Genomic DNA, 23,975 nt, shown 5'->3' on the forward strand with positions numbered 1-23,975 from the left:
TTCGCGGCTGGTTTCGCAGCAGCGGTTTTAGCAACTGGCTTCGCGGCTGGTTTCGCAGCAGCGGTTTTAGCAACTGGCTTCGCGGCTGGTTTCGCAGCAGCGGTTTTAGCAACTGGCTTCGCGGCTGATTTCGCAGCAGCGGTTTTAGCAACTGGCTTCGCGGCTGGCTTTGCAGCAGCAGTTTTGGTCGCTGGCTTCACGGCTGGTTTTGCAACAGCGGTTTTAGCCGCTGGCTTGGCTGGCGCTTTAGCCGGAGCACGGGCACCCAGCACTTTAGCTACGGCTTCCTTCACACGACCAACACCCTGGGCCAGTTTCAGGCTTTCTTGAGCATCTTTTTTGAGTTGGGAAATGTAGGTGCGGGTTTCAGCTTGACGATCCTTGAGAGCATCCAGCAGGTCTTCGAGTTCTTTTACCGCGTCTTTGGCTTTGGCTTGTGCCTTGGCCTTGCCGGCAGTGGCGGCGTCTTGCAGTTTGGTGCGGGATTTGTGCAGCTTTTCTTGCGCTTTACCGCGTTGTTTTTCCAGCTTGGCGAGCAGTTTTTCTGCATCGGCCAACGCTTGGGAACATGCGCTTTCCAGATGTTCGAGCAAGCTGCCCGACAATTGTTGGAGTAAATGCAACGGGGTATTTACAGGCTTCTGTTTGGCCGACATGGTTTACCTCCTGGCTGACGTGGGTGCGGCTCATACTAGCCCTCTGCTCTTACCGCCGCTAGGGCATGTTGACAGTATCGTTTGCGTTGCGTTGCAACGTGCGAAAATTCTTATCGATATAACGAAAACACGCGGCACTTTTTACGCACTCGCACTGGCATAATCCGTCGCACTTTCGGCAGGAGAATGCCCATGTCGCGTTACCTTTTCCTTGTGCTGGGCCTGGCGATTTCCACGGCCAATGCGAGCGAGCAATCACCGTCAAAAACCACGCCCCAAGACCAGCACGACCTCGCCTACAGCCTGGGCGCCAGCCTCGGTGAGCGCCTGCGCCAGGAAGTCCCGGACCTGCAGATCCAGGCCTTGATCGACGGCCTCAAGCAAGCCTATCAAGGCAAGCCGCTGGCGTTGGATAACACGCGCATCGAACAGATTCTTGCCGAGCACGAAGCGCAGGCCGAAGCCGACGCCCAAGCGCCTAAAAGTGAAAAGGCGCTCGCCGCCGAGCAGCAGTTTTTAACCAAGGAAAAAGCCGTGAAAGGGGTGCGCGAGTTGGCCGATGGCATCCTGCTCACGGAACTGACACCCGGCACGGGTAACAAGCCTGGCGCGAATGATCAGGTCCAGGTGAACTACGTTGGACGATTGCCCGATGGCACGGTCTTCGATCAGAGCACACAACCCCAGTGGTTTCGCCTGGACAGTGTGATCAGCGGTTGGAGCAGCGCGTTGCAGCAGATGCCGGTCGGGGCCAAATGGCGCCTCGTGATCCCGTCGGCCCAAGCTTATGGAGGTGACGGTGCCGGCGAGCTGATCCCGCCGTATACGCCACTGGTATTCGAGATCGAATTACTCGGCACCCGTCATTGAGCCAATAAAAAACGGTGCGCCATGCGCACCGTTCTTATCTCGCCCGCAAAGGTCAGGCCTGGGGGACAGCTTCTTCCTTATGGGCGTTGTGGAGCACTTCGATCAGGCAATCTTCCAGTTCGAAACGCTCATGGAGCAGGCCACCCAACTCCTTGAATTTCTCAGCAACGCACTGGCCGGCATCACACAGGTCGGTGAACGCCAGCAGCTTCTCGGTAATGACATCGATGCGCGGATAAATAGTCTCGGCCAAGTCAAGACCACGCTGATCATCAAAGGCTTGCGCCTCCTTGGTCAGTTGCTCGTAGACACCGAAATGGCCAGCAGACACATAGTCCACCAACACTTCACAGAACTCCTGCAACGGCTTGCGATTCTCAGCCAGTGCCTCAGGCTTGGCGCCAAGAGCATCAAAGGCCCGAACCAGTTCGTGACGTGCCTTCAACCAGCTGTCGATCAGCTTGTGCACCCCACCCCAGCGTTCCTGAGCATTCTGACAACTTTCCAGCATGATGATCTCTCTTCCCTATAGGGGCGCTGCCGCCTGATGCCCGCGCAACACTTCAAGGATAAAACAGCAGCGGGACAAGGCCGCGTCTGACAAACGGTTTCAATAACGCGTGCGGGCCAGATTATGCCCCCATGACTATGGCTTCAAGGTACGCAGGAGAGAAAGTTCATACAAGTGTTTAATCCCGTCCTACAAACTGCGGCCTCCGATCAGTGGCCCGCTGAGCGCAACGGACGGCTCAAGAACAGTCGGGAAAATTGCATGACACCGAGGATCAACATGCCCAGGAAGAACAACAGGCTCCACTCGGGAAGGCTCAGGTCAAATAGCGTCCAGCTTATTTCCATACAATCGACCGTGCCTTCGACCGTCAATTGCAACGCCTGCCACAGCGACAGGTTCTCGAGCATGTGACTGAGACTGGGCCAGCAATCGGCGGCCTGATCCGCTGCGGCATTTTGCAGCAGCACCTGGCGTACGGCGGTGATGGCACCCAGCAACGCACAGACCATGCTCGTAAACCCGTACAAGTAAAAAGTGGAACGCCTGGGGTTGTGGATAGCGGCGACCAGATTGATCAGCGTGAAGGCAGCCAGAAAGGCCCGTTGCATCTGGCACAGGAAACAAGGGCGTAACGAGGCACCGAACTCAAGATAGAAGGACGCACCCAACGTCAGCGCACCCGCCATGAACGCAAGGAAAAACAAGGAGCGTGAAGGGGCCAAAGACATGCTTTATCCGCATCGCGAGAGATAGGTCGTTACGTTAGAGGAAAGGCCTGACCCCTTTCAATACGCGCCAGAGCAGACGATTCCGTGAGAACGTAGGGACATCCCGTCAGAGAATGGAAGACTTGAAGCGCATGAACGTAGGAGTTTGCTTCAAAGCCCCTCAGGGCCGGCATATGCGCAGCATTGAAGGGCTGGTCATCAGAAATATCTGAGCCAACCCTAGACTTCTTCCTGCATCAAACTCGGGCAGGAACTGGCAGCGGAGACGCCAGCAAGCGGTTATCCAATAAGCCCAGGCCTTCCTGGAACAACTGGTTGCTGCGCTCGGTGTCGCCCAACTGCGCCAACAGCCGCGCCAGTTCGGCACAGGCCTCGGGATTACGTTGCACCTGCAGGCTGCTTTCCAGGTAATCACGCGCCTTGCCCCACAGGCTGTTTTGCAGGCACAGACGACCCAATGTCAACAACAGGCTGGCATCGCCCGGGTGGTCCTTTAGCCAGCCCTCGGCAAACTTCAATTGCCGGGCAGGATCACTGCCGCGCAGCAGGCCGTAGAGACGAATCAGGTGGCTGTCGTAGCCGCGCTTGATGGCACCGCGCAACGCCTCCTCCGCCTTGGCATCGGCGCCCAATTGACGCAGTTGCTCGGCATAGGCCAGGACCAGTTGCGGCTCCTGGCGCTGGGCGGAAGTGAGCTGTTGCCAGGCCCGCTCAAGAGACTGCAGGCCGGCTTCGCCCTGCTCTTCGCGCTGGGCCGCCAGGCTCAGGTTCTCCCCCCAGGCACGCCGCTCCAATTCGGCCAATTCGCCGGCGGGCAGTACCTTATCCTTGCGCAGCTCCGGCAACAGGCGGATTACCGACGACCAGTCGCCACGCTGCTGGTGCAGACGCTGCAATTGGCGCAGCACTTGGCCGTTGTGGGGATGACGCTCGTGCATGGCCTGCAAGGTGGTGAGCGCGCCGTCAGTATCGCCACGGTCCAATTGCAACTGCGCATGGCTCAAGGCAACCGCCAGCTCGGCCTGGGGCTGACGCTCCAGGGCGCGCTCGAGCAAACCGTCCGACTCTTCATAACGGCCCTGCTCATTCGCCGCCCGGGCCGCGCCCAGGTAGTACAGCAATGGCTGGCGCTCGGCTTCGGCGGCACGGTGCAGGTGACGTTCGGCACTGGCCCAACGGCCTTCGGCGAGGTCCATCTGGCCCTGTTCAATGGCGATCTGCACGCGGCGACTGCGGTTACGTCGTGACCACGGGTTGACCACGCCACCCGAGGTGGTGACCAGGCTCAGCAATACGCGGATCAAGTAGATAGCCAGGGCGAAGACAAACACCGCCACCACGGTAGCCCATAGGCTCGACTCGTAGTGCAGCACATGAGGATAGGTAATCAGCACGTAGCCGGTGTGTTTCGAAATGCCCACGGCCAGTGCCAGGGCGATTGCAATCGCCAGCACCAGGATCACATAGAAACGCTTCATCGGCTCTACTCCTGCTTCGCCGACGTGGCCGCCGGCGTGGATGCCGCCTTGGCTTCGTCAGCAGACAGATGACGACGTTCGAGGTACGCCTGCACCGCAGCCAGGCTCGCCGCCAGGTCCGGGGTCACCACCGAGACAGCCTTGGGCTCAAGCTCGGCGATACGCGCCAGCATCGCCTTGCTCTGCGGGTTGTCCTGGTTGAAGTTGTCCTGCAACACGCTGCGAGCCTCACCCAGGGAGCGGCTGTACACCGCCGATTCACCATTGAGCGCCGCCCATTGTGCTTGCTCCAGGGCCAGGCTGAGGGCCAGGCGTACCTGGTTCAGGCCTTGACCGGCGAGCAGTGGACGAATGTTGTCGTCGGGGTTGAAGTCGATGCGGAAGTAACGGGAAATCTGCTCCCACCACTGGCTCCAACGGCTGTCCGTATCGGTGCTCGGACGCCCCTGGGATGCGGGCTCGGTCAGTTGATACTCAGGGGCAATGGCCGCCAGTTGCACGACCTGGTCACGCAAGGCCGCCAATTGCAGATACAGCCCGGTGCGATCCGGCTGCTCAGTACTGCGCAACGCGGCAAGGCTCTTGGCCAGCTGCTCGCGGGCAGCGTAGGAGCCCGGATCGCTTTGCTCGCGAAGAATCTCGTCGGCGCCCTGGACGAGGGCCTGGGCGCTGTTGATGTCTTGCAAGGCAGACAAGCGCAAACTCGCCAGGCGAATCAGGTGCTCGGCCTCAGCCAGGCGCCAATCCTTGCGGCTGGCACCCAGCACGGTTTCCAGGCGCTGGCTCAAGCGCTGCTGGTCACCCTGCAACTGGGCCACCAGCCGACGGCGCTCCTCAAGCTCATCCGCACCCGGCAGTTGCGCCAGGCGTGCAGCCAGTTGTTGCTGGCTTTGCTTGAGGGCCTGGGATTGGTCATCCAGGGTCTGCACTTGACCCAGTTGGTGCTGGCTGCTGGCTTGCAGGGCACGAACCTGCCAGAGACCCCAACCGCCGGCGGCAACACCCGCAGCGCCAAGCAGCAGGGCGACAACTGCCAGGCCATTGCCGCGGCGCGGCGCGGTGACCGGTGACTCAACCGGCGCATCAAGTGCGGGTTGGGTTTCATCTTTAGGCAAGGCTGTTTCGCTCACGTATCCGTCCTTTGCGTATCAGAGAGTGGGAACGGCATGACTCCGTAACGCCACTAACAAAGCCGCGGCACTCGCGCCGCGACAATCCACAACTTTTTCTGCGCCAGCGGCCCGCGCCATCTCGGCGACTCGCGGGCTGGGCACGAACAACGGCAGCTGCGCCACCTGTGGCCAATCGGATCCGGCCAGGACCTGCAGGTGCAAAAAACCCTGCCCACTGCTGACCACCAGGCCGTTCAAGCGTTCCAACTGGATGTGCCGGGTCAGTACACCGGTGTCGTAGGCCGGAAGGAAACGACGATACAACTCCAAGTAGTCGACACTAGCACCTTGCTCGCGCAAACGCTCAGCCAGCAGCTCCCGCCCCCCCTCGCCGCGCAGGATCAACACCCGCGCACCGGGCCGTGCGATAGCCTCGCGCAACGCAGGCAATTGAAGCAAGGCCTCGCTGTCGTCGCCGGTTTGGGGATAGTGAACGGGAAGGCCGTGATCAGCCAGGACCTGCGCGGTGGCCGCACCGACGCTGAACCACGGCAGTTGCGGCCAGGCTTGATCCAACTGCTGCACGGCAAGCCGCGCGGCCGGTTTGCTCACCACGATCACTGCACAGTAGCGGCCAAGATCACCGAAGACGGCCTGTTGTTCGGGGGTAACGGGTAACGGTTCGATGTCCAGCAAAGGCAAGCTGCTGCTGAAGATACCGGCTTCGGACAACGCCGCCGCCAGGGCCGCCGACTCCTCGGCAGGCCGTGTCAGCAGCACGCGCCAACCGGTCACTGCGGGCCGGCCTCGCCGTAGACTTTTTGCAGAATGGCGCCAGCGCCCTTGTCCAGCAGCTCTTCAGCCACCTGGACACCCAGGGCGATGGCGTCACGCTGCGGACCACGGATTTCAGCAGTCAGCAGAGTGCCCCCATCCGGATCCCCAACCAGGCCACGCAGCCACAGGTTTTCACCTTCGAGCACGGCGTAGCAGGCGATCGGCACCTGGCAGCCACCGTTGAGGTGCTTGTTCAGGGCGCGTTCGGCCGTGACACGCACTTCGGTCTCGTAGTGATCCAGGGGGTTGAGCAACGCGTGGATTTCACGGTCGGCAGTGCGGCATTCGATGCCCACGGCGCCTTGCCCGCCAGCAGGCAGGCTGTCTTCGACGCTGATGGCCGAGGTGATGCGGTCTTCGAAGCCCAAACGGATCAGGCCGGCGGCGGCGAGGATGATCGCGTCATACTCACCGGCATCGAGCTTGGCCAGGCGGGTGTTGACGTTGCCGCGCAGGAAGCGAATCTGCAGGTCCGGACGACGGGTCAACAGCTGTGCCTGGCGACGCAGGCTGGAGGTACCGACAATGCTGCCCAGGGGCAGGTCATCCAAAGACGCAAAGGTATTGGAAACGAAGGCGTCACGCGGGTCTTCACGCTCACAGATGCAAAACAGGCCCAGGCCTTCTGGGAAGTCCATGGGCACGTCTTTCATTGAGTGCACAGCGATGTCGGCTTCGTTTTCCAGCAGCGCGGTTTCCAGTTCCTTGACGAACAGGCCCTTGCCGCCGATCTTCGACAGCGGCGAGTCGAGCAGCTTGTCGCCGCGACTGACCATGGGCACCAGGGTCACCTTGAGGCCGGGATGGGCCTGCTCAAGGCGTGCTTTGACGTATTCGGCCTGCCACAAGGCCAGGGCGCTTTTACGGGTGGCGATGCGGATTTCGCGAGAGGACATGGATCAATCCGTACTGAATAGATACGGCAGATAATAACAGCTCAGGCAAATACGCTTTGATTTGAATCAGCAAGTGCGGGGCCTCCCTGGCCACGTCGCACCGGGATAATGAATGCAGGCTTGCCAAAACCCTCGGGCTAAAGCTGCTGCATCATCTTGCGCACGCCGGCGACATGGCGCCGGCTGACGATCAACGCATCCCCGTTAAGCCCTTTGAGGAATAACTGAAAGTGCCCGAGGGGCGTGCGCTGCAGGCGCTCGATTCGCTCACGGGCCACCAGCGCGTTCCGGTGGATTCGCACGAAGCGGTCACCGAACTCATCCTCAAGGGCCTTGAGCGGCTCATCGAGCAACACTTCGCCAGCCTCATGCCGCAGGGTCACGTACTTGTGATCGGCAATGAAGTAGACCACCTGGTCCAAGGGGATCAACTCGATGCCTTTGCGTGTGCGGGCGCTGATATGGCTGCGCGGCCCGTTGCCGCTTTGGGCGGCTGGCTGGGTCAGGGCAGCGAGTTGGGCGCGATTGGGACGTTCGGCTTTCTTCAGGGCCCTGAGCAAGGCCTCGGCAGTCACTGGCTTGACTACGAAGCTGACACCACTGGCTTCCAGTGTCTGCGCGGCAAACTCTTCTTGCGCGGCACACAACACCACGGCAGGTGGCGATTCGCGCTCACTCAGGCGGGCAGCAACTTGCAGGCCATCGAGGCCCGGCATGCGGATATCGAGCAACACCACGTCCGGCTTGAGGCTGTCGATCAACGTCAACGCCTCCTCGCCGCTGGTGGCACTCGGTTCAAGGACTGTATAACCCTCGAGTTCACTGACCAAACGGCTCAGTCGCTCGCGGGCTTGGGGTTCGTCATCAACGATCAGGACATTCATATAGCGCTGGATTCCTGCGTGAGTCTCGCACAAGGATAGCGTAGACAGGTGCGGTGACTTGCGTCACAGCGATCCACGCTAAGACTAGCGCGAGCGGCAAAAAGTGCCCTGACAGCGGCACCCATATTTACCCGGACCTGTTCAATAGCGCCCAAGACCTGCTGCCTTCGGGCATCGTCGTAGGGTTTGCTGATACACAATCCGAATACCCCCCTTTTAAATGGATAGTCAGGCTCTGACCGCATTACCCGACTTTGGTGCATTCACACACTATCAGTCCAACTGTAGACGCTCGCCGAGACGATATTGCTCAATCGTCAAATATCGTATCAATAAGCACCTGTCTCCAGTCTCGTCCCGGACGCGGTCGGCGGCAAGGCACTTAGCCATCCTTTGCACAAATAAAAATGCCGACGACCCGCGGCACCGCCTCCAAGGGCAACCCTGTTATTATCGCCGGCACACTTTCATGCCTCTTAATAAGCAGACCACGAGCGAACCCATGAGCACCGACAAGACCAACCAGTCCTGGGGCGGCCGCTTCAGTGAACCCGTCGACGCCTTCGTCGCCCGCTTCACCGCCTCCGTCACCTTTGACCAGCGCCTGTACCGCCACGACATCATGGGCTCCATAGCCCACGCGACGATGCTGGCCAAGGTCGGCGTGCTGACCGACGCAGAGCGCGACAGCATCATCGATGGCCTGACCACCATCCGTGGTGAGATCGAAGCCGGTACGTTCGACTGGCGTGTCGACCTGGAAGACGTGCACATGAACATCGAGGCCCGTCTCACCGACCGTATCGGTGTGACCGGCAAGAAACTGCACACCGGTCGTAGCCGTAATGACCAGGTGGCCACCGACATCCGCCTGTGGCTGCGCGATGAAATCGACCTGATCCTGGCCGAAATCACCCGCTTGCAGAAAGGCTTGCTGGAGCAGGCCGAGCGTGAGGCGGACACCATCATGCCTGGCTTCACCCACCTGCAAACCGCACAACCCGTGACCTTCGGCCACCACCTGCTGGCCTGGTTCGAGATGCTCAGCCGCGACTACGAGCGCCTGGTGGATTGCCGCAAGCGCGCCAACCGCATGCCGCTCGGCAGCGCAGCCCTGGCCGGCACCACCTACCCGATCGACCGTGAGTACACCGCACAACTGCTGGGTTTCGACGCCGTCGGCGGCAATTCCCTGGACGGCGTGTCCGACCGCGACTTCGCCATCGAATTCTGCGCCGCCGCCAGCATCGCGATGATGCACCTGTCGCGTTTCTCCGAAGAGCTGGTGCTGTGGACCAGTGCGCAATTCCAGTTCATCGACCTGCCGGATCGCTTCTGCACCGGCAGCTCGATCATGCCGCAAAAGAAAAACCCCGACGTGCCCGAGCTGGTGCGGGGCAAGAGCGGCCGTGTATTCGGCGCACTGATGGGCCTGCTGACCCTGATGAAAGGCCAGCCCCTGGCCTACAACAAGGACAACCAGGAAGACAAGGAACCGCTGTTCGATGCCGCCGACACCCTGCGCGACTCGCTGCGCGCGTTTGCCGACATGATCCCGGCGATCAAGCCCAAGCACGCGATCATGCGTGAAGCGGCCCTGCGCGGTTTCTCCACGGCGACTGACCTGGCGGACTACCTGGTACGCCGTGGCCTGCCGTTCCGCGACTGTCACGAGATCGTTGGCCATGCGGTGAAATACGGCGTCGACACCGGCAAGGACCTGGCGGAAATGAGCCTGGAAGAGCTGCGCCAGTTCAGTGACCAGATCGAACAGGACGTGTTTGCCGTGTTGACCCTGGAAGGCTCGGTGAATGCCCGTAACCACGTGGGCGGTACCGCGCCGGCACAGGTGAAGGCTGCAGTCGCTCGCGGCCAGGCCCTGCTCGCCAGCCGCTGAAAAAGGTGGGAGGGGGCAACCCCCTCCCACATTTGATCATTTTTTGGCCGCAACCATCGCCATGAACGCCGGCATCGCGGCCTCCCTGTCCGCCGCCACCTTCTGCGCATTAGGCATGGCATGCAGTCGCTCCAGCAACGCTCTGGCCGCCGGCAATTCAGCCAACAGGTCCAGGCCAAACAGCTTCTCGCCCACCGCACAGGCGAGGTTCACGCTGTACATGAAATACAGATCCGCAATCGTAAAGCCCTCCCCCGCCACAAAAGGCGCGAACTTGCCGTGACGGCCTAAAGAGCCGATCCCCAGCAGCAACTCAGCCCTGGATTTCGCCTTGATCGCCTCCGGCACCGGCATACCGAAAAACGCCTCGGCAAAACACGCGCGGGCGGGCAATTCGATGTACAGCTCGATTTCCCTGCACAACGCCAGCACTTGGGCACGCTGGAACGGGTCGGCCGGCAACAGCGACGGGCCTTCCTGGGAGTGCTCGATGTATTCGAGGATCACACTGGTTTCGTTGATAAACCCCTGCTTCACGCCCAGCACCGGCACCTTGCCACGCGGGCTGACCGCCAGGGCTTCAGGGGTTTGCCCGGCATAAAAGGGCACCTCCTCAAAAGCCAGGCCTTTCTCCAGCAGTGCCAGTTTCACCATGTTGTAGTAGTTGCTGACCGAGAATCCGTAAAGCTTGAGCATCGCAAAGCCTCCAGGCCGTGTGCGGGGTTGGCTGCAGGAGTTATAGATCCCAGGGCCCCGCCTGACCAGCAGCATCACCTGCCTGAATGGGGGTAGACTGGCGCCCTTTCCTTGAGGAGCCTGCCATGAGCGAGCCGACCGATATCGACAGCGACGAAGAAGAGTTCACCGAAAACACCTTGATCGAAGCGATCGAAAACCAGATCGAAAGCGACAATCCGCCCGCTGCCAAGGCCACTTTCAATAAACTGACCCTGGTGGGCTATGAACGTGAAGAGATCCTGAATCTCATGGCCCATGTGCTGGCTTTCGAGATCGACGCGATGCTGGATGATGACCGCGCATTCAATACCGAATGGTATGAAACAGCGCTGCGGGCACTGCCTGAGCTGCCGCCCGAAAAGGAATAATCCCGGCACACCGCAACACGCTGGACAGTTCGGCAAAGTGCGTTCACCTTATGGCCTGCTAGCCTCTAATAAATTTTAGAAAGTCTGGAGTCCTTATGTCGTATACCCCTGAGTTGGTTGCCGAACTGGAAATCCTTGTACTCTTCCCCTTGGACAGCACCAAGGAAGGTCTGAAAGTCCATCAGACCGCCGCTCCCTCTGCCATCGCCGCTGCCAAGCGCCTCCATGCGAAAGGACTTATCGATCAACCGGACGGAGGCTACCTGACCAGCCTTGGCCGGGACGCTGCAGAGCAGGCCCAAACCCTGCTGACCATCCTGAGCACCGCCAACACCAAAGAAGCCGCCTGATCCGTATACCGCCCATGGAGTCCGGCTCTTGCGGACTCCGAGGGCACTGCTGTGCAACGGCCCGGTTTTTGACGTCAAAAACCATTTCCCTCTAAACCTCCTACGCGACTGGCTGTAAACTCCTGCATGGCCGCCCGCGTCGGGCCCTGCGAGCCACCGAGTTCGACATGACCCGCACCCATGAAATCCGCCCTGACCTGGACGAAGGCATCGACCGCAAGGTGCTGGCCCAATTGCGTGCGCGCTTCATGGCCCTCAATGAAGGTCGCATGGCTCGTGCCGTCGAAGGGCTGACGCCGCGCCAGCAAAGCGTGCTGACCCTACTGCCGCTGTTTTTTCACGTCAATCACCCACTGTTGCCGGGGTATGTCTCAGGCAGCACGCCGGCCGGGCTGTCGAACTTCGAGCCCGACGCCCAGGCACTCACGGAAGCCCAGCGCCTGACCCGCTCGTTCTCTTACAAGCCGCGTCCGGTCAATCAACCCAAACCGATCCACGGTCTGTTCCTGATGGGCAGCCTCGGCACCCTCGCCCAGGCCGACCAGAGCGACATGGATGTGTGGGTGTGCCACGCACCCGACCTGGGCGAAAACGAGCTCGCGGAGCTGCGTAAAAAATGCCAACTGCTGGAAGCCTGGGCCCTGGGCATGGGCGCAGAAGCGCACTTCTTCCTGATTGAGCCGACGCGCTTTGTACTCGGCGAGCGCGACACCCAACTCAGCTCCGACGACTGCGGCACGACCCAGCATTACCTGTTGCTGGACGAGTTTTACCGCACAGCCATCTGGCTGGCCGGGCGTACGCCGATCTGGTGGCTGGTGCCGGTGTATGAAGAGACCCGCTATGCGGAATTCACCCACACACTGATCTCCAAGCGCTTCATCCGCGCCGATGAAACCCTCGACCTCGGCCACTTGGCGCGTATCCCTCCCGGTGAATTCATCGGTGCCGGGCTGTGGCAACTGTTCAAGGGCATCGAGTCGCCCTACAAGTCGGTGCTCAAGCTGCTATTGACCGAGGTCTACGCCAGCGAGCACCCGAACGTGCACTGCCTGAGCCTGCGCTTCAAGCGCGCGGTGTTCGCCAACCAGATGGACCTGGATGAGCTGGACCCGTACATCGTGGTGTACCGCCGTATCGAGGAATATCTCAAGGCACGCAACGAGCCGGAGCGCCTGGAGCTGGTGCGTCGCGCCCTGTACCTGAAGGTCAACCGCAAGCTCAGCGCCGGTCAGCGCAGCACCAGTTGGCAGCGGCTGTTGCTGGAGCGCCTGGCCCACGAGTGGGGCTGGGACCAACGCCAACTGGCGCTGCTGGACAGCCGCAGCCAGTGGAAAGTACGCCAGGTGGCCTCCGAGCGCCGTGCCCTGGTCAGCGAGCTGAACTACAGCTATCGCTTCCTGACCCAGTTCGCTCGTACCGAACAGACCGTCAGCCTGATCAACAAGCGCGACCTCAATGTGCTGGGACGGCGCCTGTATGCCGCCTTTGAACGCAAGGCCGGCAAGGTTGAATTCATCAACCCCGGCATCGCCCCGGACCTGGCCGAAGACACCCTGACCCTGGTGCAATCGCCCAACCGCAAGGAGCCCGGCCAGCACCACTGGGGCCTGTACAACGGTAATCTCACGGCCCTGGAATGGGAGCACTTCGCGCCGATCAAGCGCAGCCGCGACCTGTTGGAAATGCTCACCTGGTGCCACCGCAACGGCGTCATCGACAGCAGCACGCGCCTGGCGCTGCACCCCGGCACCAGCGACATGACCGAATTCGAGCTGTTCAACCTGCTGGGCAGCCTGCAGCAGGCTATCGCCCTGCCCCTGGCCAGCGTTGATGAAGCGCGCCTGCTGCGCTCGGCGGTGCCCGAGGAAGTGTTGCTGCTGATCAACGTCGGCGTCGACCCGCTCAAGCATCATCGCGACCTGAATATCCTGATGACCACCGAGCGCACCGACTCCCTGAGCTATGCCGGTGTGCGAGACAACCTGGTACTGACCCTCGATCAGGTCACGCTCAACAGCTGGAACGAGGTGATGGTCAGCCGCTACGACGGCCCCCACGCCCTGCTCGATTGCCTGCGCGACTACCTCAATCAACTGCCGTCGGATCATCTGCCTCGGCTGCGGGTGCGCTGCTTCTGTCACAACCGCGCGCAGTTCATTGCCCAGCGAGTGGAAGAAATCTTCGACACCGCACAGAACCTGCTGCTGGGTCAGGGCAATCACCGCTACTTGCTCCAGGTACAGCAGCACTATCACGTGATGGAGTTGATGCCCGGCCAGGCCTCCCACGTATCACTGGCGACCCAGGATGCGCTGGTCGCCTACCTCAGCGAAGAATTGGCCAGCTACAGCCCGCTGCACCTGGATGCCATGGCCCTGGAAGACCACGACCTGGCGCTGTTGCTGCCCATGGGCATGGCCGATTGCGTGCAGGTGTTCTACCGGGTCAACGAAGGCTTCGCCGAGCTGTATGTGCTGGATGAATTCAACGCGCTCTGGCAGCAACGCTTGCCGTTTCATGATGAGCAGAGCCTGTTGGCGCCGTTGCAGCGCTTTTTGCAGTCGATCATCTATCGCCGGGAAGCACTGTCGCCCCTGGACACGCAACAACCGTTGGGTGAGGTGCAAATCTTGTACTACCAACTGCTGCCGTCAGGCAGCACGCGCGCGCGTGGGGTGGAGCCGCGGCCAGCCCCGCAGAACCCCGCGAACAAACCGTTTTATGACGTGCAGGCGATTATCGGCAAGGCGGCGCCGGGCCAGGTGGGCATAACCCTGTACTGCAATCAGCGGGAGTTTTCCGAGCTGGAGTTTGGCGACCAACTGTTTGCAGTGGTCGCCCAGGAAATCGTCGGGCAACGCCGGGAAACCGAGCGCTACCGCTGCTACATCACCGACCTCGACCTGTCGGGGCTGCTCGGTGATGTGCAAAGCCCAAGCAATTTGTACCTGCGCTACAAGGCCGAGCTGGAGCTCGCGCTGAATGAGGCGCTGAGCCAGGTCTAGAGAGGGAAGGCGCCGCCATCCTTGGGCTGACCATCAACACTGAGCAGCTCAAGCTTGAGGGTCTTGCCGCCCGGTGCCGGCCAATCGATGTGCTGCCCTACCTGCAGGCCAAGCAAGGCACTGCCCACCGGGGCCAGGACCGAAATCTTGCCTTCATCGGCATTCGCATCTTTCGGGTAGACCAGGGTCAGGTGGTAGTCCTTGCCGCTGCCTTGCTCACGGCAATGCACACTGGAGTTCATGGTCACGACCGTTGCAGGCACTTCATCGTGGCCAACCACTTCTTCGGCGCGGTCGAGTTCGGCTTGCAGTGCAATAACGCCCGGCTGCGTCTCGTCCATACGGTCGATCAATTGCTCAAGACGCTGCACATCAAGACGGGTGAGGATGATGGAAGGTGCGGTCATGATTCAGGCAGACTCCTTTTTTCTGCACAAAAAAGCAAAACCCCGCCAGGAAAAGGCGGGGTTCTCACGGGCCTCGATGAGTTGAGGCGTATCCGGACACTACCACAGCACCGTAAATAAACAAGACGGGCTCAAGGCGCGGCCTTGCGTTGCTCGGCCTGGGCCACGATCACTCGGCGCCGCTGATCATCGGCGGAGCGCCATTCACGGATGTCTTCCACATGGCGGAAGCAGCCGAGGCAGACTTTTTGCTCGTCCAGGCGACACAAACTGATACAAGGTGACGGCACCGCCGGGCTGACATTACTGAACAGCGGCTTGGGCGGGCGTACAGGCGCAGGCTGGGTCACGGTCAGATCTCGTCGAAATCCAGCTCGGCGCCGGTATATTCGTGGACCAGGCGCGCGAGCATCTCGCCCAGCAACTCTTCACTCTTGTCACACTGCCATTTGCCGCTTTCTTCGTCGTAGTCGAAGTGGACGCCACCGGAGCGCGCCGCCAGCCACAGCTGACGCAGCGGCTCCTGGCGGCTGAAGATCAGTTGCTGGCCACTCTCGAACTTGACGGTCAGCACACCGGCCGAGTTTTCCAGATCCACATCCAGGTCGCTGTCGTCGAAAATATCTTCCAGCTTCTCTTGGGTGGCATCCACCAGGTCGTGAAAACGGGCTTCGGTCAAACTCATTGTGGCAACCTCGAAAGTGTCTGGTTTTGCTCAAGCGCCGCACGATACGGGCGAGCCCCGCCGATTGCAAAGGATACCGATTTCAACACGATTGACGGCGTGAAATATCCTCAACCAGCGTAGTCCGCTTCCCGACCATCTCGGCAAACCCCCGCCGGACGGGTATTTCAGCGCATAGGCAAGCTGGCGGGTGGTCGGTATACTCGGGCGCAATTAATGCATATTCAAGGATTTCGCCATGAAGCGCCTGATCTCTTCCCTTGCTGCGCTCGTCGCGGTCGCTTGCCTCGTTAGTGCCTGTGGTCAAAAAGGCCCGCTGTACCTGCCCGATGACAGCAAAGACCCGAATGAACAGGCGCAATCGTCGCAAAAGCCCTCCAAAGCGCATAAGCACGACACCTACGAATAAGGGAGCTCCATGGACGCTTTTAACTACCGGGACGGCGAGCTGTTCGCGGAAGGCGTGGCGTTGTCCGCGATTGCCCAGCGCTTTGGTACCCCGACCTACGTGTACTCCCGTGCGCATATCGAAGCCCAATACCGCTCGTTCACCGACCCGCTCGATGGCGTACCGCACCTGGTGTGCTACGCAGTCAAGGCCAACTCCAACCTGGGTGTACTGAATGTCCTGGCGCGTCTGGGCGCCGGTTTCGACATCGTCTCCCGTGGCGAGCTGGAACGGGTCCTGGCCGCCGGCGGCCAGGCTGACAAGATCGTGTTCTCCGGCGTAGGCAAGAGCCGCGAAGACATGCGCCGAGCCCTGGAAGTCGGCGTACATTGCTTCAACGTAGAGTCCACCGACGAGCTGGAACGCCTGCAAGTCGTCGCCGCCGAGATGGGTGTTCGTGCGCCGATCTCACTGCGCGTCAACCCGGACGTCGATGCCGGCACCCACCCGTACATTTCCACCGGTCTCAAAGAGAACAAGTTCGGCATCGCCATTGCCGACGCCGAAGACGTGTACATCCGTGCCGCCCAGCTGCCGAACCTGGAAGTGCTGGGTGTCGACTGCCATATCGGCTCGCAACTGACCACACTGCCGCCGTTCCTGGATGCCCTCGACCGCCTGCTGGCATTGATCGACCGCCTGGGCGAATGCGGCATCTACCTGCACCACATCGACCTCGGTGGTGGCGTGGGCGTGCGTTATCGCGATGAAGAGCCACCGGCGATCGCCGACTATATCCAGGCCGTGCGCGAGCGCATCGAAGGCCGCGACCTGACGCTGATGTTCGAGCCGGGCCGCTATATCGTCGCCAATGCCGGCGTGCTGCTGACCCAGGTCGAGTACCTCAAGCACACCGAGCACAAGGACTTCGCCATCGTCGATGCGGCGATGAACGACCTGATCCGCCCGGCGCTGTACCAGGCCTGGATGAATGTCACCGCGGTGACGCCTCGCAACAGCGAAGCACGCGCCTATGACATCGTCGGCCCGATCTGCGAGACCGGCGACTTCCTGGCCAAGGATCGTCAACTGGCCCTGGAAGAAGGCGACCTGCTGGCCGTGCATTCGGCCGGTGCCTACGGGTTTGTCATGAGTTCCAACTACAACACCCGCGGACGTACCGCCGAGGTGTTGGTGGACGGTGATCAAGCGTTGGAAGTGCGTCGCCGCGAGACGGTAGCCGAGTTGTATGCTGGCGAAAGCCTGCTGCCGGAGTAAGCCATGCTGCTGCGTTTTACCAAGATGCACGGGCTGGGCAATGATTTCATGGTCCTCGACCTGGTCAGCCAGCACGCGCACATCCTGCCCAAGCACGCTAAACAGTGGGGCGACCGGCATACCGGGATTGGCTTCGACCAATTGCTGATCGTCGAGGCGCCAAGCAACCCGGAGGTGGATTTCCGTTATCGGATCTTCAACTCCGACGGCTCCGAAGTGGAACAGTGCGGCAACGGTGCGCGCTGCTTTGCACGCTTTGTGCTGGACAAGCGCCTGACCGCCAAGCGGCAGATTCGCGTCGAGACCAAGAGCGGCGTGATCGAGCTGGATATCCGCAGCGACGGCCAGATCAGCGTCAACATGGGCGCGCCGCGCCTGGTGCCGGCGGATATTCCGTTCCAGGCGACCGAGCAGGCCGCCAGCTACCCGCTGGACGTTGACGGCCAGACCGTCGACATCGCTGCCGTGTCCATGGGCAACCCCCATGCGGTGCTACGGGTCAACGACATCAACACTGCCCCCGTGCATGAACTGGGGCCGAAGATCGAACACCACCCGCGCTTTCCGGCGCGGGTCAATGTGGGTTTCCTGCAGGTGATCGACCGTTCCCGCGCGCAATTGCGCGTGTGGGAACGCGGCGCCGGCGAAACCCAGGCCTGCGGTACCGGTGCTTGCGCCGCTGCCGTGGCCGCGATCAGCCAGGGGTGGATGGATTCGCCCCTGTTGATCGACCTGCCCGGTGGACGCCTGTCCATCGAGTGGGCAGGCCCTGGCCACCCGGTGATGATGACCGGGCCGGCCTCGCGCGTATACGAAGGACAGGTCCGTCTATGAGTGAGCCAAGCCAATGACCGATAAGCCTCAAGTACCCGCACAAGCAACTACCCCGAGCGAAAGTCTGGAGGCCGCTGCCGTCGCGGCGTACCTTGAGGCTAATCCGGACTTCTTCGTCGAACACGAAGAACTGCTCCCGGCCCTGCGCATCCCCCACCAGCGCGGCGACACCGTGTCGTTGGTGGAGCGACAGATGAAGATGCTGCGCGAGCGCAATATCGAAATGCGCCACAAGCTCTCGCACCTGATGGATGTCGCCCGCGACAACGACCGTCTGTTCGAGAAAACCCGCCGCCTGATTCTTACCCTGATGGACGCCGGCAGCCTGGAAGAAACGGTGATTGCCGTGGAAGACAGCCTGCGCCAGGACTTCCAGGTGCCGTTTGTCAGCCTGATCCTGTTCAGCGACAACCCGATGCCGGTGGGTCGCTGGGTCAGTGGCGGCGACGCGCAAACCGCGATCGGCGGCCTGCTTTCCGAAGGCAAGACCATCAGCGGCACGCTGCGCGAGCACGAGCTGGACTTCCTGTTCGGCGCCGAACAACGCAAGCAGATCGGCTCTACCGCCGTCGTCGCTCTCAGCCATCAAGGCCTGCACGGCGTCCTGGCCATCGCCAGCCGCGATCCCGCGCACTACAAGAGCTCGGTGGGCACTTTGTTCCTCACCTATATCGCCGAAGTACTGGGCCGCGTCCTTCCGCGCCACACCACCGCCCTGCGCGCGGTGCGCTAGCCATGGAACGGCAACTGGACGCTTACTGCGCTCACCTGCGTAACGAGCGCCAGGTGTCACCCCATACCCTGGAGGCTTACCGACGGGACTTGAACAAGGTCCTGGCGTATTGCGAAAAACAGCAGGTCACCAGCTGGAAGACCCTGGATATCCAGGGCCTGCGCAGCCTGATCGCACGGCTGCACCAGGCGGGCCAGTCCTCGCGCAGTCTGTCGCGCCTGCTGTCGGCGGTGCGTGGCCTGTATCACTACCTCAATCGCGAAGGCCTCTGCGACCACGACCCGGCCAGCGGCCTGTCCCCGCCGAAAGGCGAACGACGCCTGCCCAAGACCCTGGACACCGACCGTGCCCTGCAATTGCTCGATGGCGCCGTGGAGGATGATTTCCTCGCCCATCGCGACCAGGCGATCCTCGAACTGTTCTACTCTTCAGGCCTGCGCCTATCGGAGCTGACGGGCCTGAACCTCGATCAACTGGACCTGGCCGACGGCCTGGTGCAAGTGCTCGGCAAAGGCAGCAAGACTCGGGTGCTGCCGGTAGGCAGGAAAGCCCGCGAAGCCCTGCAACTGTGGCTGCCGCTGCGCGCCCTGGCCAACCCGGTGGACGACGCGGTGTTTATCAGCCAGCAAGGGCGGCGCCTGGGGCCGCGCGCCATCCAGGTACGGGTCAAGGCTGCCGGCGAGCGCGAGCTGGGGCAGAACCTGCATCCACATATGCTGCGGCACTCCTTTGCCAGCCATATGCTGGAATCGTCCCAGGACCTGCGCGCCGTGCAGGAACTGCTTGGCCATTCCGACATCAAGACCACGCAGATCTATACCCATCTGGACTTCCAGCACCTGGCAACGGTCTACGACAGCGCCCATCCACGGGCCAAACGCATCAAGGACGGCGACTCATGAACATCAAGCTGATCACCTTCGACCTGGACGACACGCTCTGGGACAACGTACCCGTCATCATCAGCGCCGAAGCGTCGATGCGCGAATGGCTGGCCACCCATGCCGCCAAGGTGGGCGACCTGCCCCTGGAGCATTTCGCCAGCCTGCGCCAACAGGTGCTGCAACGGCATCCCGAACTCAAACACCGCATCAGTATCCTGCGCCATCGGGTGTTGATACATGCGTTTGAAGAGGCCGGTTATCCACAGCCTGAGGCCACGGAAATGGCCGATGTGTGTTTCGAAGCGTTCATTCACGCCCGCCATCAGCTCACGCCTTTCCCTGAGGCCGAGCCGATGCTGCAAGCGCTGCGCCAGCACTTTCTGCTGGGTGTGATCACCAATGGCAATGCCGATGTGCAGCGTGTTGGCCTGGCGGACTACTTTCACTTTGCGCTACGCGCTGAAGATATTGGCATCGCCAAGCCGGATGCGCGGCTGTTCCAGGAAGCGCTGCAGCGCGGCGGAGTAGATGCCAGTGCGGCGGTGCATGTTGGCGACCACCCCGGGGACGACATTGCCGGGGCTCAGCAGGCGGGGCTGCGGGCAGTGTGGTTCAACCCGTCGGGCAAGTTGTGGGAAGGGGATAAACTCCCGGATGCACAGATTCGCAGCCTGACGGAGTTGCCGGAGTTACTTCGCAGCTGGCAGTAACACGGGTGAGAAAAATGTGGGAGGGGGCTTGCTCCCGATAGCGGTGTATCAGTCTCCAGATGTATTGACTGACCTACTGTAATCGGGAGCAAGCCCCCTCCCACACTTGATTGGGGGTAACCTGTAGCCGGTTATTACAGGCATGAAAAAACCCGCAGCGACGGCGGGCTTTTTCTTACAAGCAGGTGGCTGACCTTAGATAGGTCGGCTGCCGTACTTGTTATCCGGCTTCTTGGGCGGGTCAGCAACCACATTGGGCTCGACTTCGACCACTTTGCCGCCTTTGGCAAGAAACTCTTCCATCGCACGGGCCAGGGCATCGCGCTCTTTGTTCTTGGCCTCAACGCTCGGCAATTCATCTACCGAAACAGCAGCCTTGGCTTTGCCCTTGGCAGCTGGAACAGGAGCGTCATCACCACCGTCGTCCTCAGCAACGTCTTCCGCCGCCGCTTCAAGACCTTCTTCGGTGTCGTCTTCGTCACCTACTTCGAGTTCGTCGTTTTCCAGATCATCGTCGCTCATGTTCTACCTCATGACTTGCGAAAAGCAGATTAGTTATAGCCCAGCTTCGCCCTCTGTCGAGGTTGCCGGAAAAAAATCACATCCACCGGATAACCAGTGGCTTATGCCCCATCACCGTGCAAGGTGGCGAGGACTTTACGAGCACCGCCATGATCACGGTGCTCGCCCAGATAAACACCTTGCCAGGTCCCCATCGCCAAGCGGCCGGCCTTGACCGGCAAACTCAGCTGGCAGCCCAGGAGACTGGCCTTGAAGTGCGCCGGCAGATCATCCGGACCTTCGTCGTTGTGTTCGAACCCGGCGTAACCTTGCGGCACCAGCGAGTTGAAAAAACGCTCGAAGTCACGACGAACCGCCGGATCGGCATTCTCGTTGACCGTCAACGAGGCCGAGGTGTGCTGCAGCCACAGGTGCAACAGGCCCACGCGGCAGGCCTTCAGCTCAGGCAAGCCGGCAAGCAACTCGTCAGTCACCAGGTGAAAGCCCCGGGGCTTGGCCCGCAGGGTAATCAGGGTCTGTTGCCACATACAGTTCTCCGCCCATCGGCGCGCATTCTAGCGCGCTCTGGGAAAAAACAAAGTGCCGAATACGCCTACGTGCCTGTAAGACATTCGCACGCTGGAAAGTGCATGACAAACTCTGCGCAAAAACCGGCACAGCTTGTTATGACTGACAAACGCCAGGCAAAAAAATGCCCGGCAAGCCGGGCATCTTTTTTTCGCGTACTTACAGGTTGTAGCCGCGTTCGTTGTGTTGCGCCAGGTCGAGGCCGACAGCCTCTTCCTCTTCGGTAACCCGCAGGCCCATGACCGCGTCCAGCACCTTGAGGATGATGAAGGTGACGATGGCGGTATAGATCACGGTGAAGCCGACACCTTTGCACTGGATCCAGACTTGAGCTGCGATGTCAGTCACGGTGCCGAAGCCGCCCAATGCAGGGGCTGCAAACACACCGGTGAGGATCGCACCAACGATACCGCCGATACCGTGCACGCCGAATGCGTCCAGGGAGTCGTCGTAGCCCAGCTTGCGCTTGAGGCTGGTGGCGCAGAAAAAGCAGATCACACCGGCCACCAGGCCGATCACCAGGGCGCCCATCGGACCAACAGTGCCGGCGGCCGGTGTAACGGCGACCAGGCCAGCCACTACACCCGAGGCGATGCCCAGTGCGCTTGGCTTACCGTGAGTAATCCACTCGGCGAACATCCAGCCCAGGGCTGCAGCAGCGGTAGCAATCTGAGTCACCAGCATCGCCATGCCGGCGGTGCCGTTGGCCGCAGCCGCAGAGCCGGCGTTGAAGCCGAACCAGCCGACCCACAGCATGGCCGCACCCACCAGGGTGTAACCCAGGTTGTGAGGCGCCATTGGAGTGGTCGGGAAGCCTTTACGCTTGCCGAGCACGATGCACGCCACCAGGCCAGCGACACCGGCATTGATGTGCACCACGGTGCCGCCGGCGAAGTCCAGCACGCCCCAGTCCCACAGCAGGCCACCGTTGCCGCTCCACACCATGTGGGCGATTGGCGCATAGACCAGAGTGAACCAGATAGCCATGAAGATCAGCATGGCGGAGAACTTCATGCGTTCGGCGAACGCACCGACGATCAGCGCCGGGGTGATGATGGCGAAGGTCATCTGGAAGGTGATGAACACGGCTTCCGGGAACAGCGCAGCCGGCCCGGTGATGCTGGCCGGGGTCACACCCGCCAGGAACGCCTTGCCCATGCCGCCGAAGAAGGAGTTGAAGTTGACCACACCCTGTTCCATACCGGTGGTATCGAACGCGATGCTGTAGCCGTAGACAACCCACAGGATGCTGATCAGGCCGGTGATGGCGAAGCACTGCATCATCACCGACAGAATATTTTTGGAGCGCACCATGCCGCCGTAGAACAGCGCCAGGCCTGGAATGGTCATGAACAGCACCAGCGCGGTGGATGTGAGCATCCAGGCGGTGTCACCGGAGTTGAGGACTGGAGCAGCCACTTCGTCTGCCGCCATGGCCAGGCTTGGCATTACGATGGACAACAGGGCTCCGAGCCCTGCGAATTTACGCAGAGTCATATTGTTTTCTCCTGGGGCGTTGGGGTTTGGCGGCTTAGATTGCGTCGGTATCGGTTTCGCCGGTACGGATGCGAATAGCCTGTTCCAGATTGACCACGAAGATCTTGCCGTCACCGATCTTGCCGGTGTTGGCGGCCTTGGTTATCGCCTCGATAACCCGGTCAAGATCCTTGTCGTCAATGGCGACATCAATCTTCACCTTCGGCAGGAAATCCACTACATATTCCGCGCCGCGATACAGCTCGGTGTGACCCTTCTGCCGACCGAAGCCCTTGACCTCAGTAACGGTAATGCCCTGCACGCCGATCTCGGACAACGACTCGCGTACATCGTCCAACTTGAACGGCTTGATGATGGCAGTGACTAGCTTCATGAAAACTCTCTCCCGAATTGGTGGACTTGCCCCAGGAAAACAAACCCGTCTCAAGTCTAAGCGCAGTGCCTGGCTTTGTAACGCATCGTCGCAAGGGCAGTTGCCATTGCGACGCCAGCGAACCACTGGTGACGAAACCTGTACCCCTGATCCGTCGGCGCACTGCATTCGTCACAGCGACTGCATCAGTGCATGGGTCATGATCGTCTAAGCAGAAACCTTGCCAGCTCCGTAAAAATCACTGAAATCAGTCCTTTGCTCACCTAGGCCCACCAACGGGGCCATCCGGCGCCTGCAATGCGCACGAAAACGGTGCATAGCCGCCCAGCCTGATGCGCGAAAAGCGTGCGACCCAGGCCGTGAAAAAGACTATAGACGCTGCGTGATACACTGCCCGCCAACAGTTTTCCGGAATATTTCCCATGCTCGCGCCCAAAGACCTCCTCGACGCCCTGAGCGGCCACGCCTCTCGCCTGTTCAGCGGCGACACCCCGCTGCCCCGCAATGAAATCGAAAGCCAGTTCAAGGCCTTGCTGCAAAGCGGTTTCAGCAAGCTCGACCTGGTGAGCCGGGAAGAGTTTGATAGCCAGATGGTGGTGCTCGCCCGCACCCGTGCGCGGCTGGAGAGCCTGGAAGCGAAAGTCGCAGAACTGGAAGCGCGGTTGACCCCTCCAGCCGAATAAATGCGATCAGTGTGGGAGGGGGCTTGCTCCCGATGGCGGTGTATCAGCCGGTATCAATGCTGACTGCCCCCCCCCCCC

Annotated in this window: 28 protein-coding genes and 1 pseudogene; 12 read left to right on the top strand and 17 right to left on the bottom strand. The window is 61.0% G+C overall.

From position 1 onward, the window contains the following. Positions 1-656, bottom strand: a 656-nt coding sequence (locus tag Q8X51_RS31020) for an AlgP family protein (RefSeq protein WP_407695000.1), incomplete at its 3' end; no start/stop codon positions are given. Positions 657-848: 192 nt separating this feature from the next. On the opposite strand from Q8X51_RS31020, the gene Q8X51_RS31025 reads away from it, so the two are divergent. Then, positions 849-1,526 (top strand): FKBP-type peptidyl-prolyl cis-trans isomerase, encoded by a 678-nt coding sequence (locus tag Q8X51_RS31025; protein ID WP_323146123.1) that lies wholly within the window; start codon positions 849-851, stop codon positions 1,524-1,526. A gap of 52 nt (positions 1,527-1,578) precedes the next feature. On the opposite strand, the gene rsd is transcribed toward Q8X51_RS31025, so the two are convergent. The 8 genes and pseudogenes from rsd to Q8X51_RS31065 all read right to left on the bottom strand — a co-directional run. Next, on the bottom strand, positions 1,579-2,037 hold the full coding sequence (gene rsd / locus Q8X51_RS31030; RefSeq protein WP_323146124.1) for a sigma D regulator: 459 nt from the start codon (positions 2,035-2,037) through the stop codon (positions 1,579-1,581). Positions 2,038-2,246: 209 nt separating this feature from the next. Further along, the gene (locus tag Q8X51_RS31035; protein WP_065926673.1) at positions 2,247-2,768 is read right to left on the bottom strand and encodes a disulfide bond formation protein B; all 522 of its coding nucleotides are present in this window, start codon (positions 2,766-2,768) and stop codon (positions 2,247-2,249) included. 236 nt (positions 2,769-3,004) lie between these two features. Continuing rightward, a complete protein-coding gene (locus Q8X51_RS31040) occupies positions 3,005-4,246 on the bottom strand; it encodes a heme biosynthesis protein HemY (RefSeq protein ID WP_065926674.1) in 1,242 nt (413 codons plus the stop codon). A gap of 5 nt (positions 4,247-4,251) precedes the next feature. Continuing rightward, positions 4,252-5,376 (bottom strand): uroporphyrinogen-III C-methyltransferase, encoded by a 1,125-nt coding sequence (locus Q8X51_RS31045; protein ID WP_065948751.1) that lies wholly within the window; start codon positions 5,374-5,376, stop codon positions 4,252-4,254. An 18-nt stretch (positions 5,377-5,394) separates the two neighbouring features. Further along, entirely contained in the window at positions 5,395-6,153 is a 759-nt protein-coding gene (locus Q8X51_RS31050) for a uroporphyrinogen-III synthase (RefSeq protein ID WP_407693707.1), read from the bottom strand. Further along, positions 6,150-7,091 carry a hydroxymethylbilane synthase gene (gene hemC, locus Q8X51_RS31055; protein ID WP_065926677.1) on the bottom strand — a complete coding sequence of 314 codons (942 nt, stop codon included), beginning with the start codon at positions 7,089-7,091 and terminating at the stop codon, positions 6,150-6,152. The genes Q8X51_RS31050 and hemC overlap by 4 nt, the downstream gene beginning before the upstream one ends. A 137-nt stretch (positions 7,092-7,228) precedes the next feature. Further along, positions 7,229-7,975: a LytR/AlgR family response regulator transcription factor gene (locus Q8X51_RS31060; protein WP_065926678.1), complete on the bottom strand. Its 747-nt coding sequence runs from the start codon at positions 7,973-7,975 to the stop codon at positions 7,229-7,231. Further along, positions 7,972-8,088 (bottom strand): annotated as a pseudogene (locus Q8X51_RS31065) (sensor histidine kinase); the annotation flags it as partial. The gene Q8X51_RS31060 and the pseudogene Q8X51_RS31065, both read right to left, overlap by 4 nt. 389 nt (positions 8,089-8,477) lie before the next feature. On the opposite strand from Q8X51_RS31065, the gene argH reads away from it, so the two are divergent. Then, positions 8,478-9,872: an argininosuccinate lyase gene (gene argH, locus Q8X51_RS31070; RefSeq protein ID WP_065926679.1), complete on the top strand. Its 1,395-nt coding sequence runs from the start codon at positions 8,478-8,480 to the stop codon at positions 9,870-9,872. A 36-nt stretch (positions 9,873-9,908) separates the two neighbouring features. On the opposite strand, the gene Q8X51_RS31075 is transcribed toward argH, so the two are convergent. After that, positions 9,909-10,568 (bottom strand): glutathione S-transferase family protein, encoded by a 660-nt coding sequence (locus tag Q8X51_RS31075; protein WP_323146126.1) that lies wholly within the window; start codon positions 10,566-10,568, stop codon positions 9,909-9,911. A gap of 125 nt (positions 10,569-10,693) precedes the next feature. Between Q8X51_RS31075 and Q8X51_RS31080 the strand changes: the two genes are divergently transcribed. The 3 genes from Q8X51_RS31080 to Q8X51_RS31090 all read left to right on the top strand — a co-directional run bounded on the left by Q8X51_RS31080 (position 10,694) and on the right by Q8X51_RS31090 (position 14,336). Next, complete coding sequence (locus Q8X51_RS31080) at positions 10,694-10,978, top strand: hypothetical protein (RefSeq protein ID WP_065926681.1); 285 nt, start codon at positions 10,694-10,696, stop codon at positions 10,976-10,978. Positions 10,979-11,073: 95 nt separating this feature from the next. Continuing rightward, on the top strand, positions 11,074-11,328 hold the full coding sequence (locus Q8X51_RS31085; RefSeq protein WP_027608325.1) for a TIGR02647 family protein: 255 nt from the start codon (positions 11,074-11,076) through the stop codon (positions 11,326-11,328). Positions 11,329-11,495: 167 nt separating this feature from the next. Next, entirely contained in the window at positions 11,496-14,336 is a 2,841-nt protein-coding gene (locus tag Q8X51_RS31090) for a class I adenylate cyclase (RefSeq protein WP_065948747.1), read from the top strand. Here the strand turns inward: Q8X51_RS31090 and rnk are convergent. The 3 genes from rnk to cyaY form a co-directional block, all read right to left on the bottom strand. After that, entirely contained in the window at positions 14,333-14,743 is a 411-nt protein-coding gene (gene rnk / locus Q8X51_RS31095; RefSeq protein ID WP_053127715.1) for a nucleoside diphosphate kinase regulator, read from the bottom strand. The two genes, Q8X51_RS31090 and rnk, sit on opposite strands and share 4 nt — an antisense overlap. Before the next feature lie 131 nt (positions 14,744-14,874). Beyond that, entirely contained in the window at positions 14,875-15,093 is a 219-nt protein-coding gene (locus Q8X51_RS31100; RefSeq protein WP_027608322.1) for a DUF1289 domain-containing protein, read from the bottom strand. Positions 15,094-15,095: 2 nt separating this feature from the next. After that, entirely contained in the window at positions 15,096-15,428 is a 333-nt protein-coding gene (gene cyaY / locus Q8X51_RS31105; protein WP_065926683.1) for an iron donor protein CyaY, read from the bottom strand. A gap of 238 nt (positions 15,429-15,666) precedes the next feature. Here cyaY and lptM point away from each other — a divergent pair, with 238 nt between their 5' ends. Genes lptM through Q8X51_RS31135 form a run of 6 tightly spaced genes read left to right on the top strand, consistent with a single transcriptional unit; the run spans position 15,667 to position 20,255 of the window. Continuing rightward, positions 15,667-15,837: an LPS translocon maturation chaperone LptM gene (lptM, locus tag Q8X51_RS31110; RefSeq protein ID WP_010207449.1), complete on the top strand. Its 171-nt coding sequence runs from the start codon at positions 15,667-15,669 to the stop codon at positions 15,835-15,837. Positions 15,838-15,846: 9 nt separating this feature from the next. After that, positions 15,847-17,094, top strand: a complete 1,248-nt coding sequence (lysA, locus tag Q8X51_RS31115; protein ID WP_065926684.1) for a diaminopimelate decarboxylase — start codon at positions 15,847-15,849, stop codon at positions 17,092-17,094. Positions 17,095-17,097: 3 nt separating this feature from the next. Then, positions 17,098-17,928: a diaminopimelate epimerase gene (gene dapF / locus Q8X51_RS31120; RefSeq protein WP_065926685.1), complete on the top strand. Its 831-nt coding sequence runs from the start codon at positions 17,098-17,100 to the stop codon at positions 17,926-17,928. A 13-nt stretch (positions 17,929-17,941) separates the two neighbouring features. Next, entirely contained in the window at positions 17,942-18,661 is a 720-nt protein-coding gene (locus tag Q8X51_RS31125; RefSeq protein ID WP_407693708.1) for a DUF484 family protein, read from the top strand. Positions 18,662-18,663: 2 nt separating this feature from the next. Then, positions 18,664-19,563: a tyrosine recombinase XerC gene (gene xerC, locus Q8X51_RS31130; protein WP_065926686.1), complete on the top strand. Its 900-nt coding sequence runs from the start codon at positions 18,664-18,666 to the stop codon at positions 19,561-19,563. Further along, positions 19,560-20,255 (top strand): HAD family hydrolase, encoded by a 696-nt coding sequence (locus Q8X51_RS31135; protein WP_065948744.1) that lies wholly within the window; start codon positions 19,560-19,562, stop codon positions 20,253-20,255. Before xerC ends, Q8X51_RS31135 begins: the two co-directional genes overlap by 4 nt. A gap of 195 nt (positions 20,256-20,450) precedes the next feature. Here Q8X51_RS31135 and sutA read toward each other — a convergent pair whose 3' ends face one another. The 4 genes from sutA to glnK all read right to left on the bottom strand — a co-directional run bounded on the left by sutA (position 20,451) and on the right by glnK (position 23,214). Further along, a complete protein-coding gene (gene sutA, locus Q8X51_RS31140; protein WP_027608315.1) occupies positions 20,451-20,777 on the bottom strand; it encodes a transcriptional regulator SutA in 327 nt (108 codons plus the stop codon). 101 nt (positions 20,778-20,878) lie between these two features. Further along, complete coding sequence (locus Q8X51_RS31145) at positions 20,879-21,304, bottom strand: secondary thiamine-phosphate synthase enzyme YjbQ (protein WP_065926688.1); 426 nt, start codon at positions 21,302-21,304, stop codon at positions 20,879-20,881. Positions 21,305-21,503: 199 nt separating this feature from the next. Then, positions 21,504-22,841 (bottom strand): ammonium transporter, encoded by a 1,338-nt coding sequence (locus Q8X51_RS31150; RefSeq protein WP_027608313.1) that lies wholly within the window; start codon positions 22,839-22,841, stop codon positions 21,504-21,506. 34 nt (positions 22,842-22,875) lie between these two features. Then, on the bottom strand, positions 22,876-23,214 hold the full coding sequence (gene glnK, locus Q8X51_RS31155) for a P-II family nitrogen regulator (RefSeq protein WP_002555808.1): 339 nt from the start codon (positions 23,212-23,214) through the stop codon (positions 22,876-22,878). Positions 23,215-23,636: 422 nt separating this feature from the next. On the opposite strand from glnK, the gene Q8X51_RS31160 reads away from it, so the two are divergent. Beyond that, the gene (locus Q8X51_RS31160) at positions 23,637-23,897 is read left to right on the top strand and encodes an accessory factor UbiK family protein (RefSeq protein WP_027608312.1); all 261 of its coding nucleotides are present in this window, start codon (positions 23,637-23,639) and stop codon (positions 23,895-23,897) included. The last annotated feature ends 78 nt before the right edge of the window (positions 23,898-23,975 follow it).

Origin of the sequence: Pseudomonas sp. Yb2C2 (assembly GCF_052112325.1) — a bacterium.
Classification (GTDB): Bacteria; Pseudomonadota; Gammaproteobacteria; order Pseudomonadales; family Pseudomonadaceae; genus Aquipseudomonas; species Aquipseudomonas marginalis.